Annotated in this window: 13 protein-coding genes; 10 read left to right on the top strand and 3 right to left on the bottom strand. The window is 50.9% G+C overall.

Annotated elements, in window-relative coordinates:
* The 3 genes from NZM05_07400 to NZM05_07390 all read right to left on the bottom strand — a co-directional run.
* Positions 1–436 (bottom strand): ATP cone domain-containing protein (locus NZM05_07400; protein MCS7013442.1); only part of this gene is annotated, 436 nt, incomplete at its 3' end.
* Between the two features lie 123 nt (positions 437–559).
* The gene (locus NZM05_07395; GenBank protein ID MCS7013441.1) at positions 560–1,459 is read right to left on the bottom strand and encodes a site-specific integrase; all 900 of its coding nucleotides are present in this window, start codon (positions 1,457–1,459) and stop codon (positions 560–562) included.
* A 2-nt stretch (positions 1,460–1,461) separates the two neighbouring features.
* A complete protein-coding gene (locus tag NZM05_07390) occupies positions 1,462–2,139 on the bottom strand; it encodes a hypothetical protein (GenBank protein MCS7013440.1) in 678 nt (225 codons plus the stop codon).
* Positions 2,140–2,469: 330 nt separating this feature from the next.
* Between NZM05_07390 and mraZ the strand changes: the two genes are divergently transcribed.
* From mraZ to murG, 10 genes are all read left to right on the top strand, one after another.
* Positions 2,470–2,913 carry a division/cell wall cluster transcriptional repressor MraZ gene (mraZ, locus tag NZM05_07385; GenBank protein ID MCS7013439.1) on the top strand — a complete coding sequence of 148 codons (444 nt, stop codon included), beginning with the start codon at positions 2,470–2,472 and terminating at the stop codon, positions 2,911–2,913.
* A 2-nt stretch (positions 2,914–2,915) separates the two neighbouring features.
* Positions 2,916–3,872: a 16S rRNA (cytosine(1402)-N(4))-methyltransferase RsmH gene (gene rsmH, locus NZM05_07380; protein MCS7013438.1), complete on the top strand. Its 957-nt coding sequence runs from the start codon at positions 2,916–2,918 to the stop codon at positions 3,870–3,872.
* Positions 3,873–3,909: 37 nt separating this feature from the next.
* A complete protein-coding gene (locus tag NZM05_07375) occupies positions 3,910–4,422 on the top strand; it encodes an FtsL-like putative cell division protein (protein ID MCS7013437.1) in 513 nt (170 codons plus the stop codon).
* A gap of 82 nt (positions 4,423–4,504) precedes the next feature.
* Positions 4,505–6,649 (top strand): penicillin-binding transpeptidase domain-containing protein, encoded by a 2,145-nt coding sequence (locus NZM05_07370; GenBank protein ID MCS7013436.1) that lies wholly within the window; start codon positions 4,505–4,507, stop codon positions 6,647–6,649.
* A 2-nt stretch (positions 6,650–6,651) separates the two neighbouring features.
* The gene (locus tag NZM05_07365) at positions 6,652–8,166 is read left to right on the top strand and encodes a UDP-N-acetylmuramoyl-L-alanyl-D-glutamate--2,6-diaminopimelate ligase (protein MCS7013435.1); all 1,515 of its coding nucleotides are present in this window, start codon (positions 6,652–6,654) and stop codon (positions 8,164–8,166) included.
* On the top strand, positions 8,102–9,595 hold the full coding sequence (locus NZM05_07360; protein ID MCS7013434.1) for a UDP-N-acetylmuramoyl-tripeptide--D-alanyl-D-alanine ligase: 1,494 nt from the start codon (positions 8,102–8,104) through the stop codon (positions 9,593–9,595). Before NZM05_07365 ends, NZM05_07360 begins: the two co-directional genes overlap by 65 nt.
* Before the next feature lie 23 nt (positions 9,596–9,618).
* Complete coding sequence (mraY, locus tag NZM05_07355) at positions 9,619–10,725, top strand: phospho-N-acetylmuramoyl-pentapeptide-transferase (GenBank protein MCS7013433.1); 1,107 nt, start codon at positions 9,619–9,621, stop codon at positions 10,723–10,725.
* Complete coding sequence (gene murD, locus NZM05_07350) at positions 10,722–12,125, top strand: UDP-N-acetylmuramoyl-L-alanine--D-glutamate ligase (protein MCS7013432.1); 1,404 nt, start codon at positions 10,722–10,724, stop codon at positions 12,123–12,125. Before mraY ends, murD begins: the two co-directional genes overlap by 4 nt.
* Positions 12,126–12,266: 141 nt before the next feature.
* A complete protein-coding gene (locus NZM05_07345; GenBank protein ID MCS7013431.1) occupies positions 12,267–13,526 on the top strand; it encodes a putative lipid II flippase FtsW in 1,260 nt (419 codons plus the stop codon).
* On the top strand, positions 13,523–14,653 hold the full coding sequence (gene murG / locus NZM05_07340) for an undecaprenyldiphospho-muramoylpentapeptide beta-N-acetylglucosaminyltransferase (protein MCS7013430.1): 1,131 nt from the start codon (positions 13,523–13,525) through the stop codon (positions 14,651–14,653). Before NZM05_07345 ends, murG begins: the two co-directional genes overlap by 4 nt.
* Positions 14,654–14,655 lie beyond the last annotated feature (2 nt).

Here is a 14,655-nt window from a genome sequence, read left to right as displayed (position 1 = left end):
TTTCAGGCAGCCAGCGCGAGTAGGTGCGATAGTAGATGAGTTCGGAGAGCGGATTGCGGAAATACTTTTTGCTCTCGCGCGCTAGCTCGCGCACTTCAGGTGGCACGGGCTTTTTTTGCTTTCGAATCTGCGCGCGCTCGTTGCGATAGAGAATGTAGGCTTTTGCCGTCTTCGCCCAATTTTCCTTGATGAGCACGGTTTCAACGATGTCTTGAATTTGCTCAACGGTGGGCGGTTCATTCTCGAACTTTTGCTCGAGGATTTTGACGACCTCATCGGAGAGATGTTGGGCGACTTCCGCGCTAAATTCTCCGGTGGCTTGTCCCGCCTTGAAGATGGCGTTGGTGATTTTGCTTTGATTGAAGGGCACGACGGTCTTATCGCGCTTGATGACCTGCGTGAGAACGACGGTTTTATTGGGCGCTGTAGTGCTCATTGGAAAACTGCGATAGGGTTAGCAGAAACAGTTCAAAAACGGCGAAGTTTAATCAAAACTTTTTGAAAAAATCGCTTGGAAATTTCATGGTTTCTCTTGCGCATGCTTTGCTATGCCCTAATGTCAGATTTGCACAGCATCGGGCGGCAGCGTATAGATTTTCGTCGTTGCAATCATTCCGTGTCGCATACGGCGGCGCACTTCTTCTAGCGACAGCCCATCGCGCTCGAGCCAGAGTTTTGCAGCCGTGTGGCGCAAGCTGTGCGGCGTGATATTGTCGCGCACAATGCCTGCAACCTGCAACCAGTGATTAATGCGATAATTCAATGCGCGTGTGGTCATACGCGCTTCACTGATGCGACGGCTGTGGCTAGCTAGAAGCGGTGACAGTGGATAGAGCGGTTGCCGACGTTCCAAATAGGCTTCTATCTCCTGCCCCAGCGAGAGTGGCACTTCAACTGTATCTTCTTTGGTCTTTTTGCCTTTGCCTTGCACATAGAGCACATAGTGCGTTGAAAACTTTTTTAGGTCTTCTACATTGGCTTTTACCAGTTCGTGCTCGGAGACAGCTGCTTCCAGCATTAGGCGCACGGTAATTGCATCACGATGGTCTTGCAACTTCTCTGTTGGAATTACAGATAGGAGCTTTTTCACCTCCGCCTCAGTGAGCGTGCCTGCGGTGTGGTGCACAGGACGCCGATTGCCCTTGACTTGACGCGCAGGGTTTTCATCCAGCAGGTCTTGCGAGACGAAGTAGTCCAAAAGTCGACGCAGTGATGTTAGATAAGTGGAAACAGATACTTGACTGAGTCGGCGCTCTTCCATCAAGTATCGCTTGTACTCCTCAATATCTTCGGGACGAAATTGAAACCACGTTTGCGCAACGGCAAAGTAGCGCTGAAATTCTCGCAGGGCACGCTGATATGTGCCAGATGTTTCGGCACTTTTGCCTCTTAGAAAATCAGACAGAAAGCCTTCTATCAAACGGTCTAACTTGGCCACCGAGAGCATCAGCGTCTTCATTGTTACGAAGCGTTTGGCAGTGTTTGGAGCGGCTGAATTTTCCGAATTACCATTTTGACTGCCCCGAGCACCTGCATTGATGATGGGTCTTGTGGCTTGATGAAGCGCTCGGTGTAAGAGCGGTTGGCCGCCACTAGTTGAATACGCCCATTCGTGACATAGTGTCGGCGCACGATGAATGTGTCGCCATCGGCGACGCCCACCAAGACCCCTCTTTCAGACTCCAGAATCGGGCGGCGATGCAAGACAATCCAATCCCCTTTGAAAATTCCGGCTTTGTCCATTCCGTCATCATCGTTCAAGCAGATACAAAACTCGCCCTTACCCAGTTGCGCTGCATCAAGGTGCAATACACCACGTGGCACCAGTTGAAGTCGCCGCTGCGAGGTATCGAGTTTCATTACGGGCACAGCTTGTGCTGGCACAGGCGACCCCGTCTGGTTTAGCGGAGAAAATTCATCGCGATAAAGAATTTCAATCTGACGCGCCCCCTTGCGGCGACGAATGTAGCCCTTTGCCGCCAGCGCCTCTAAAGTTTGCGACACGGCATTCGTTGAGGCATAGCCTAACGCTGCACCAATTTCACGGATGCTTGGAGCACGCCGATGCTCTGCTACATAGCGCACCAAAAAATTAAAGCAGCGGTTCTGCGCTTCGGTTAGAGTCGCCAGTTTTTCCATCACTCACCCCACCTTTGCTTTCAAGAAGATACTGAACAAAATGTTCAGCTTGCTTTTTCTGAATACTGAACAAAACGTTCAGTATTTTTGCTCCATTAGCAACAATTTTCCTTACAGCCAAGCTTTTTAGGCTGATTTCTGCCGCCTTTCGCACTCGGTCAAAAATCTAAAAATCCTTGAAAAATCTGCAAAAAATTGGCACCATGGCTTTGATTTTTCCATTTTCTTTTTTGTAAATTGCTGTTGTGGGAAAAAGTGGGAAATTTTGGAAAACATAGAATGTAAAGAGATTGGCACAGGTCGGCAGCAAAGCGACTCAACGCGTGGTTTATGCCAGAGTTCAGGGGAACAGAGCAATACAATCTCGATGACAAGGGGCGGCTGATGATTCCTGCTCGCTTTCGCCGAAAGATGATCAGCGACAAGCCAGGCACGCCGCTCATTTTGGTCAAGACGCCACGCGGCAATTTGGAGCTTTATGAAGAAGTCAGTTGGAAAGAACAGAAAAAAAAACTTGAGCAGCTTTCCGACTTCAATCCTGAGGAACGGCTTCTAAAGACCTTTATCTATGCCAATCTCGATGAAGTGGAGTTAGACAAAAGTGGACGGATTAGCTTACCGAAGCGTTTTTTGGAAGAGTGTAGCATCACCAAAGAGGTGGTGCTCATCGGAGCCGAAAACAAAATTGAGCTTTGGAATCCGGACCGATTGCGGGAGTTTCTGAACCGTCCAGCTGAAGATTTTGAGACCTTGACGCAGCGTGTATTAGGGTAAGTATGACGGCGTTCCAGCACTTGCCAGTTCTTTTGCGCGAGAGTGTTGCAGGACTGGTTACTCAGGCAGGTATTTACATTGACGGCACCCTGGGTGGTGGCGGACATAGCGAAGGCTTGCTTGAAGCCTTGCAAGCAAACGGTTGGCTCGAGCGTTCTTTGGTAATTGGCATTGACCGCGACCGTGAGGCACTTGCAGCAGCCTCTGCACGACTTTTGCCAAAGTTTTCAGGGCACTTTCGTGCTGTGGAGCACAATTTTGCTGAATTAGATACGGTTTTCTACGACCTCGTCGGGCCAAGTCAGGCTGCTCAGGGTGTTTTGCTGGATTTGGGCGTCTCCTCGCACCAGCTCGACACGGCAGAACGCGGCTTCAGTTTCCAGAAGTCTGGACCGCTCGATATGCGAATGAGTGCAACGCAGGTGCTCACGGCAAAGGCGGTGGTGAATCATTATAGTGAAGCGGAGCTTCTGAGAGTGCTGCGCAAGTATGGCGAGGAGCCTGCGGCGCGAAAAATCGTAAGGCAAATTGTGGCTGCACGGCGCACTGCACCTATTGAGACCACTGATGCACTGGCTGCACTGGTGCGCGCAGCAGTGCCTGCTTCACCACTTGCTCAGACTAAAACGCTGGCACGTGTGTTTCAAGCACTGCGCATTGAAGTCAATCAGGAGCTTCAAGCACTCGAGCAAGCCTTAGGCGCAGCACACAAAATCTTGGCACCGAAGGGGCGATTAGCTGTAATTGCCTATCACTCACTGGAAGATAGGCTGGTCAAGCAATTTATGCGCACGCACTCGCGTGACGACTGGGGAGAGAAGGGCATGCCGCTCACAGCCCCGATTCGCGCTGCAACGCTGCGGCTCATTACCAAAAAGCCTATTGTGCCCACCGCAGCTGAAATTGCTGCCAACACCAGAGCTCGCAGTGCTAAGTTGCGCATTGCGGAGAAGTTGTAAGTAAAAGGCTAAGCATTAAACCGAAAAAGGAGAAGTCATGAAGCAAGCATCTCTACCCGATACGGTGTTCAGCACCCTGAATGCACGCACTGAATATGCCGATGTGCCTGTGTTCGATACGCCCAATCCCGAGCCATTGCCGGGACCATTTGGCTGCACAACCCAAGTTGGTGAACACTCCGCGTTTGTGGGCAGCACTGCACAAACTGAGTCGGCACCAGTTGCACCAACCGAAGCGCCGAAGAAAAAACTTCGTGAAAAGGCTCAGGAGAAGGTCGAATCAATCCTTAACCTGCGCACATTTCTCTTTATTGCTGGCATTACGCTGGTCTTGGCGCTTTACATCTACAACGTGATTTCAATTAATCGTCTCTCGGGCGAGACTGAAGCCCTTAAGAAAGAAATCGAAGCGGCACGCAGTCTCAATGTAGAGCTGGAAAGTCAGCTTAAAGCCTTGCAACGCGTTGAGCATATCAGCGCAGAGGCTTATAAGAGATTAGGCTTGCGCTACAAGACTGAACCACCTGTGGAGCTGAAAAGCGATAAGTAGTCAATCCTGCGGCAAGTAAGCCCGTGCTCTAAGGCCGACATAGAGGCGGGCTCTCTCTGCCGAAGGAAATACGCGGTTGGATATGGCACACACAGAGAAAAGCGAGAAGGCCCTGCAGCAAAAGGAGGAGAAAATTCGCCTGATGCTGGTTTTTGGGGGGATGGCACTACTAGCTCTTGGCGTCATCGTTCGGCTCATTTGGGTGCAAATCCTGAACGCTGCAGAATATCGTGAACGCGCCCAGCGGCAGTATGAATTTAAGGCGACCATCCCTGCGCTGCGCGGCAGCATTTTAGACCGCTATGGCAGACGGCTCGCCAGCAGCATCACAACGGTCTCATTTGCTGCTGACCCTAAACTTTTGGAGGATAAAGATTCAGTCGCTGCAGCTTTTGCACGCGTCTTTGGCAAGCCGAAGGAATACTATCTCAAAAAGCTCAGTGAACAGACGCGCTTTGTCTGGCTAGAACGCAATCAACCGCCATCCAAAGTGGAAGCACTGCTGACACTAAGCGATGCGGGTCTAATTGTGCGAAAAGATGTGCATCGGCGCTATGAAAATTTGGCGTCGCATGTAATTGGCTTTGTAGATGCGGATAATCGTGGCATTAGTGGTCTTGAAAAGCAATTAGACGAGTGGCTACGCGGCAAAGATGGATTTCTCACTATGCAGCGCACGGCACGTGGCACAGCATTCCCTGCCGTAGGCGCTCCGCATTCAGATGCGATTGCAGGATATGATGTTGAGCTAACGATTGATGCTGATGTGCAAGCGATTGTAGAAGACGAGCTGCAGCACGGTGTTGCGCGGTCTGGTGCAAGTGCTGGTATTGCCATCGTGATGAATGTGCACACTGGTGAAATTTTAGCATTGGCAAATGTGCCCGACTTTGATATGAACCAGAAAACAACCTATCACCCTGAAGCCACACGAAACCGTGCAGTAACTGATGCGTTTGAGCCCGGCTCTACATTCAAACTTGTGGTGTTAGCCGCAGCGGTGCAGCATCAACTGGTGAAGCCTGACGAGCGCATCTATGCCGAAAACGGTCGCTACCGCATTCAGAACCGTGTCATTACTGACCATGAGAAGTTAGGGACGGTTACATTTCGGCAGGCGATTGCACACTCGAGCAACATTGTCGCAGCCAAGACCGCATTGAAATTAGGCAAAGAAAAATTCTATGCAACAGCAAAAGCCTTTGGCTTTGGCGAAAAAACTGGCATTGACCTCCTGGGTGAAGTATCTGGGCGCCTGAAGCCTGTGCAAGAGTGGTCAGGCCTCTCACTGCCATGGATGGCGCATGGCTATGAAGTCATGGTTACGCCAATTCAGCTCATTACGGCTTACGCCGCCGTCGCCAATGGCGGTGAGCTTATGAAGCCCTTTGTGGTGCGGCGCATTCTTAGAGAGGGCAATGTTGTAGAAACCTTCTCACCTGTTGTGCGGCGACGTGTGCTCTCGTCGGAGGTTGCACAAGAGCTGCGCCAGTATCTCAAGGCTGTGGTGGATAGCGGCACAGGGCGCGCTGCGCGCATTGAAGGTATTGCTGTGGCAGGCAAAACTGGCACTGCCCAGCAGTTGGAATCGGGCAATTACCGCACGGGCAGGTATGTTGCTTCGTTCGTTGGGTTTTTCCCCGCCGAAGCACCTGAATTTGCTGTGCTGGTGATGATGATTAATCCAACCAATGGCTACTATGGCGGCATTGCCGCTGCACCCGTTTTTTCAAGCATCGGTGGACGAATGCTCTCCACCTTAGGTGAGACCTATCGCGATAAACTGGCTCGCGTGCTACCACCCTCACGGGAGCAAATTTTCTTAGACACGGTGCAAAGCGTGATTGTGCCAAATGTGTGCGGTCTCTCTGCTGAAGAAGCCAAAGCGTTTTTGCGCTTGCATAAGCTCGACTTTCGCCGTGATAATGCCTTGCATGACCCCGTGCAGCAAGTCGTGCTTCAACAAGGCATTGAAGCTGGCAAGCGCGTGCCTATTTGGACAAAAGTGCCTCTTACTTTCTCCGAAATAGCGCATCACGAATCGGCTCATCACTCCAAAAGAATGCCGATGCTGATTGGGCTACGCGCTGATCGCGCCTTGTTTGAAGCGAGTCGCTTGGGCTTACGGCTTGAGCTTGAAGGAAAAAGTGGGAAAGTGGTGGCACAATCACCGAAGGCAGGTGAAAGAATCACAGATGGGGAAGTGTGCACGCTTATTTTGAATTAAAAATGAAGCTTGGTGAGGTTCAATCGCTTTTGATGCCGAAAGAGACGCATCATCTTGACGCCGACAAAGAAGTCGCAGCAGTGGTTTATGACTCACGCAAAGCCACGCCTGGCGCACTGTTTGTAGCGATTCGCGGCTTCAAGACCGATGGACATCGCTTCATCGAGCAAGCGGTGCAGTGCGGAGCTGTCGGTATTGTATGCGAAGCACTGCCTGCGACTTTGGTGCCAGAGTGCAGTTATTTCGTCGTGCCAGATTCGCGCTGGGCTCTGGCGGTCTTGGCAAAAGCTTTCTACGGCAACGTGAGCGACAAGCTCACCATCGTCGGCATCACGGGCACAAACGGCAAAACTACCACCAGCTACCTCATCAAGTCCATCTTGGAGGCAAACGGTTGGAAGACAGGGCTTATTGGCACCGTAGAGTATCACTTGGGCGATGAAATTTTGGAAGCAGAACGCACCACGCCTGAAGCCGTCGAGCTGCACCAGTTCTTTGACAAAATGGTTCACGCTGGCTGCACCCATTGTGTGATGGAAGTCTCGTCACATTCGCTAGCGCTGCAGCGCACGGTTGGCATTCGTTTTCAAGTGGCCGTCTTCACAAATCTCTCACGCGACCACTTGGATTTTCATGGCACGATGGAGAACTACTTTCGCGCCAAAAAACGGCTCTTCGACAGCTTGGATAAAGATGCCATAGCGATAACAAACGCGGACGATGCATATAGTAAGCGAATTGTCGCCGACTGCCCAGCTCCTGTGATGACCTACGGTCTTTGCAGCAATGGGGCAGTAGCGCACAGTGAGCCAAACGCCGTTACGGTCTCTGCTAAGGTTCTGCGCTATGAGTTGGGGTCAACATCGGTTGTTCTAAATGTGCAAGGCGAGCTGCACACGCATTCCTTTGAAATGATTGGGCGATTCAATCTCTACAACATCTTGGCGGCGTATTCTGCAGGCCTAGCTCTGGGGATTGAGCATCATCGCATCATTCAAGGCATATCGAAGTGCAAAGGTGTGCGTGGTCGCATGGAGCAAGTTTGGTCAAGCGACCAGCGCTGTGCGGTGATTGACTACGCCCACTCGCCTGATGCTTTGGAGAACGTTCTTCGCACTCTGCGCGAAGTGCTACCACAAGGCGGTCGACTGATTGTGCTCTTTGGCTGCGGCGGCGACCGTGATAGAGGCAAACGCCCTGAAATGGGACGTATCGCTGAGCAGCTTGCTGATGTGCTAATTCTCACATCGGACAATCCTCGCAGCGAAGACCCCGAGAAAATCTTGGACGACATTGAGTCAGGGCTGCAGCACACCAAGCCCACTTATCGCATTACGAATCGGCAGGACGCAATTGAATACGGCATTTCGCTGCTTCGTCAAGGCGATGTTCTACTGGTAGCTGGCAAAGGACACGAGACCTACCAAGAGATGGGTGGCGTGAGGTATCCGTTTGACGACCGAGCCGTCGTCGAAGCCATTTTTCAAAAGGAGGGTAAGCGTGGTCGGTCTTTCTGAAAAAGACTTGGCAGCTGTAGGCAAATTGGTTGGAGCGTTTGAGCCAATTGTAGCACCCGTAGCTGCGATTGATTCACGTACTCTTAAAGGCGGTGAAATCTTCTTTGCGCTCAAGGGTGAGCGCACCGATGGTCATCTCTTTGTAGAATCGGCGTTGCAAAAGGGCGCTCGTCTTGCTGTTGTCAGCGAAGCATGGTATCGCGTGCATCAGCATGAGTTCTTCGAAAAACTGCTGGTAGTGGAAGATGTGCTCCGTGCGTTGCAAACGCTGGCACAGCTTTATCGGCGAAAATTTACAGTGCCAGTGGTGGCCATCGGTGGCTGCAGTGGCAAAACCACCACAAAGGAAATGACAGCAGCGGTTTTGCGCTCTACTTACGAGACAGTTGCCACCGAAGGCAATCTCAACAATCATATTGGCGTGCCGATTACGCTCTTTGGCTTGCGCGAGCAAACGGAAATTGCAGTCGTGGAGATGGGCATCAATCACGCTGGTGAGATGCGCATGCTATGTGCTATTGCTGAACCGACGCATGGGCTTATCACTAACATTGGCAAAGCCCACATTGAGTTCTTTGGCAGCGTGGAAGCCATCGCAGAAGCTGAAGGCGAACTTTTCGAGTGGCTCGGGCAGACAGGTGGCAGCGCATTTGTCAATGCGGACGACCCCAATGTGCTCCAAGTGGCTGAAAAGGTGATGCAGAAGATTCTTTACGGCACGGTTCGCGCAGGTAACTCTGCACGGCGCGAAGTATTAGACGTGTGGGCAGAAGACATTCGTCTTACTGAACACGGCACGGCGACCTTCAAACTTGCAACGCAAGATGCCGAAGAGATTGTGCAACTGCGTTTGGTCGGGCGGCACAATGTCTTCAACGCACTCGCTGCAGCAGCCGTTGGACTCAACTTTGGTATTCCGCTGGTGCGCATCAAAGATGCCTTAGAACGCTTTGACATCAACCCAGCCCTCAAGCGCATGGCTGTCTTTGAGCATAACGGCGTGCTCATCATCAATGACACTTACAACGCCAACCCTGACTCTATGCGTGCAGCCTTAGATGCTTTGCGGGCAGTGGTCTGTCAAGGCAAGCGTATTGCAGTCTTGGGCGATATGCTGGAACTGGGAGACTTTACCACTTCTGAGCACCGTGCACTCGGTGAGTATTTGACTCAGCTCGGCATTGATGTGCTTTTCGGATATGGCGAAGCAATGAAAGCGGCTTGCGAAGCGGCTGCCTTGAAAACGGTGCAGCACTTTCTATGCAAACGTGATTTGGTCGCTGCCATAAAGGCAGTGGTGCAAAAGGGTGATGCAGTGCTTTTCAAAGGCTCACGTGGCATGAAGATGGAAGAAGTACTCAATGCCTTGTTAGAAGGGGCGCGCACCATTGGTCTGTCAGAGCGAGAGCAAGACTTTTCGAATGCATAAACAAATCTAAACTGCACAGCCGCATGCTGTATTACTTGCTCAAATATCTAAACGACATCTACGACATTCCGGGTCTTGGCGTGATTAACTACATCACATTCCGAGCAGGCGCAGCGGCCGTTACAGCGTTTCTGGTTTCAATGGTGTTTGGTCCGAAAATCATTGATTACTTGAAGACGAAAGTGATTGAGCCTATCAAAGAGGAAGCACCAGAGTCGCATCGTAAGAAAGTTGGTATTCCCACGATGGGCGGATTGATTATCATCCTCTCCATCGTCGTGGCGGGGCTACTGTGGACGAAAGTAACTGATTCATTCAGTTGGCTCATCTTGGTCTCGGTGGTGTGGATGGGTGCGGTTGGCTTTTATGATGACTACCTCAAAGTGGTGAAGAAAGTCAAAGGGGGTTTGGCGGAGCGGTATAAGCTGGCAGGGCAGATTGCGCTTGGGTTATTCGTTGCAATCTATACCTACCTTGTGCCCAAGTTTAATGTGCTGCTCTCTCAAACTGAGGTGCCATTTTTCAAAAATTGGTTTATTGATTACAACGGCTTTTATATCCCTGTGTGCATCTTCATCATCACCGCCGTTTCAAATGCTGTGAATTTGACCGATGGCTTAGATGGTTTAGCCGCTGGTTGCTCGGCGATTGTGGTGCTCACGCTCGCTGGCTTTGCGTATCTGACGGGAAATGTCAAGTTCGCTAATTACCTCAACATCACATATATCGAGGGAGCTGGGGAAGTAACGATTCTGGCACTGGCAATTGCCGCAGCATGTATGGGCTTTCTATGGTTCAATGCGCATCCCGCACAGGTCTTCATGGGTGACACAGGCTCATTAGCATTAGGCAGTGCGATTGCCGTCATTGCTTTACTGATCAAGAAGGAATTGCTCCTGCCTGTACTGGCAGGCATCTTTTTCATTGAAACGCTCTCTGTCATTATTCAGCGCGGGTGGTTCAAATACACCAAAAAGCGATACGGGGAGGGACGGCGCGTCTTTAAGATGGCGCCGATTCACCATCATTTTCAGCTCTTAGGCTGGGCAGAAGAGAAGGTTGTGATTCGATTCTGGATTATTACGATTCTCTTAGCCCTAACAAGTTTAATTACGCTCAAACTGCGATGAAGGCTACGGAAGTCAAAGGCAAGCATGTGGTGATAATCGGCGGCAAGCGGAGCGGTCTGGCTGCCGCACGCTTGCTTAGGCAGCACGGTGCAAAGGTTTTTCTTACGGAGCGAGAACCGCTTAAAGACCCTGTGCTTGAGTCGGAGCTAAAGCGCCTTAAAATTGAGTATGAATTTGGCGGGCATACGGAAAAAATCTTTGACGCCGATTTCGGTATCATCAGTCCGGGCGTGCCCTCCAATGCCCCTGTGGTCAGAGAGCTTGAGAAAGCCAAAATCAAGCTCTACAGCGAAATTGAAATGGCAAGCTGGTTTTGCAAGGCAAAGATCGTTGCTATCACAGGCACGAATGGCAAAACCACGACTACGCTGCTTGCCAAAGCCATCTTCGAGCGTGATGGAAAGGAAAAGGGATACCGTGCTTTTGCTGTCGGCAATATCGGTCAGCCTTTCTCAGACTATGTCGATGAAATGACAGAGCGTGATGTCGCTGTCGTGGAAACCAGCAGCTTTCAACTGGAGCACTGCTACACCTACAAGCCCAAGGTTGCTGTGATTACAAACATCACGCCCAATCACTTAGACCGATATGCCACTTTTGAAGACTATGCTGCAGCGAAGTATCGCATTTATCAAAAGCAGACCAAGAGCGATGCACTGGTCGTGAATCTGGATAACGATACGCTTCGGCAGCACTTTGGTCAGAAATCGGTGCGAGAAAAATTAAAGATGCGCTTCCTGCCTATTAGCCTCGAGCGCGACCTTAGTCGGTCGTTTGACGAGTGCGGCTACCTCAAGGCAGGCTATCTCATCTTGAAGCTCAACGGTCAAAAGGAAGTTCTGATGAGGGAAGAAGAAATTTCGAACAACATCAATTTTCGCGGCAAGCACAATGTCTATAACTCGCTGGCTGCCGCAGTAGCCGCTCGCGCTATGGAGGTGCGCACTGAGACTATCCGTGAAAGCATCAAAGGCTTTCAGGGCGTCGAGCATCGCATAGAGTTCGTCCGAGAATTGGACGGCGTGCAATTCATTAATGATTCAAAATCCACCAGTGTCGATGCTCTGTGGTATGCGCTAGATACCATTCCTGCACCGATTGTGCTGATTCTCGGCGGACGTGACAAAGGCAATGATTACTCAAAAGTCATTCCGCTTGTAGAGCAAAAAGTGAAGCGCATTGTGGCGATTGGTGAGTCCAAAGACAAAATCTATGAGACATTCTCGAGTAAAGTTGCCGTGCAGAAAGTAGACACGATGGACGATGCCGTCCGACAAGCTTACAAAGCGGCACGAGCGGGTGACACAATTCTGCTTTCACCTGCTTGCACCAGCTTTGATATGTTCAGCGGCTTTGAAGAGCGTGGTGAAGTGTTCAAGCGCCTTGTGAATAGTCTGTAGCTACAAAGTTTTTCGTTCTGTTCTTTGATAGCCTTCAAATTGTGATGCAACTTCAGTCGAGAGCGGTCTCTCTTCGAGAGAGAGCCGCTCCATCGGCTGAGGGTCTTCACTGGAAAGGCAACTTATTAGCCAATTAACGATATGTCAATCATTGTCGACCACATACCGTCGCTTTCGGGAAAAGACGACGCTACATCGGCAGGCAAGGGTGAGCGTGCATCAGGTATGCTAGGGCAGTGGGTTACTGGCAGCCTGATTCCCGAGAAGACTTTTGAAAGTCTTGCGGGCAAGCTGCTGCTGCTTTTGGTCGTCGTGCTGATGTGCATCGGGGTTTTGGCAGTCTACAGCAGCGGTGCAGGCTGGGGAGCCACGAAGTTTCAAAGCGAAGCCTACTTTCTCTGGCGGCAAGCAACTTACGCCTTGCTGGCACTGGTTGTAATCTTCATCGTAGGCAGCCTTGACTACAAGTGGCTGAAAAAAATTAGTAAGCCTGTTTTGGTCGTAAGCATTCTTCTACTGGCAGCGTTGCTTGTGCTTAAAGGGCTAAAGGTTATTGACGGGGCAGCGCGCTGGATTGGCTACGGACGCTTCAAGTTTCAAGCCTCTGACCTTGCCAAGTATGCCTTAATTATGCATCTAGCTGCGATGATTGCAGACAAGCGTGCCTATATCAAAGATTTGGAGCGTGCCTACTACCCGATGCTAATAGTGATTGTCACGATTGGCTCGCTGGTGGCTTTCGAGCCGAATTTCAGCACAGCCGTCGTCATTATGCTGATTGGTTTTTCAATGCTTTTCATTGCCGGTGCAAGCCTAAAACACCTGAGCCTAACGGCGCTTTCTATTTTGCCGCTTGCCGCCAGTTTTGCCTTAGTGGGTTATCGCAAAGAGCGACTGATGGCTTTCATCGGCGCTGGCAGCGAAAAGGTCAGTTACCAAATCGAGCAAGCTCTTATCGGACTGGGGAATGGTGGACTGACTGGACTTGGCATCGGCGCAAGCAAGCAGCGTGAGCTTTTTCTGCCTGCTTCTTACAACGATTTCATCTTTGCAGTCTTCGGAGAAGAGTATGGGTTTATCGGTGCGGTTGTGCTGCTGATGCTCTTTGGGGGCGTGGTTGCTTGTGGTGTCTTGATTGCACAAAGCGCACTGGACGACTTTGGCAAGTTCTTAGGCTATGGCATTACTGTGGCAATCGGACTTTATGCGTTCATCAATGCCGGTGTGGCGTGTCATCTTTTGCCCACCACAGGTTTGCCAATGCCATTTGTGAGCTTCGGCGGCAGTGCAATGCTTTTCAATGCGTTTGGCGTAGGCGTGCTGCTTAGCATCTCGCGTGAGCGCAAGCGGTTAGCGAAAAAAGCTTACAAAAGTGATGCGGTCAATGCAAGCGAGCGATGAGAATCATTTTTGCGGGCGGGGGCACAGGTGGGCATCTCTATCCTGCCGTAGCCATTGCTGAGGCTGTCTTGAAGCTGGAGCCTAAGGCGGTCATTTCATTTGTAGGCACAGAACGCGGCATTGAAGCAACGGAAGTGCCCAAGTTAGGCTTCCCGCTGCATCTAATTTCTGCGCCAAGTTTGCGGCGCGGCGTTTCACTCAAAGCGTTCTTTGACAACTTGCAGTTTCCGTTTCGCCTCTATGAAAGCCTAAATGAGTGCAAGCGGCTTTTCTTTCAAGAAGAACCCGATGTGGTGGTTGGTACAGGGGGCTATGTCAGTGCGCCAGTAGTCTGGCAAGCGCAGCGCTGGGGAATTCCCACACTAATTCAGGAACAAAATGCAAAGCCTGGGCTTGCCACGCGCTTCCTTGCGCAACATGCTGATGAAGTTCACCTTTCATTCTTGGAATCGCTGGATTACTTCGACCAAGATAATGTGTTCGTCACTGGCAATCCGACTCGGGCGCTGGCTTTGCATCCTAAGGAGCAAGCCTGCCAATTTTTTGGATTAGATGCTACTCGCAAGACATTGCTTGTTTTTGGTGGTAGCTTGGGCGCACGCTCTCTCAATCAAGCGCTGGAAAGCTGGCTCAGCGAAGCCCTACTACGCTTCAACGTGATTTGGCAGACAGGCAAATTGGACTTCGAAGCCATTGCGGCGCGCGTTGGCACACGCCAGCATCTCTGGCTGGGCGCCTACATTGACCGAATGGACTATGCTTACTCTGCTGCGGATGTGGTGCTCTGTCGTGCGGGCGCTTCAACACTTGCAGAACTATGCAACGTTGGGGCTGCAGCCATCTTAGTGCCTTATCCTTTTGCTGCCGCCAACCATCAGCTCCACAATGCCGAAGCCTTAGCTGAAAGTGGCGCAGCGGAACTGATTTTGGATAAAGACATTCGCACAGACGCAGCGAAGCAAAAGGTCTTTGCGCTTCTGGAAGATGAAGCTCAGCAAGCTTTGCTTAGAGCAAACGCCAAACAGCATGCTAAGCCTAATGCGGCTGAAAAAATTGCAAAACGCGTCATTCGCTTGGCAAAAACATTTCAAGCTGAGCAGAACGAAGACACCAAAGCATCACAATAGCG

It is taken from the genome of Chloroherpetonaceae bacterium (genome assembly GCA_025056565.1).
GTDB lineage: Bacteria > Bacteroidota > Chlorobiia > Chlorobiales > Thermochlorobacteraceae > Thermochlorobacter.
The sequence above is the reverse complement of the archived record's forward strand: the minus strand, read 5'-3'. Positions and strand labels throughout refer to the sequence as shown.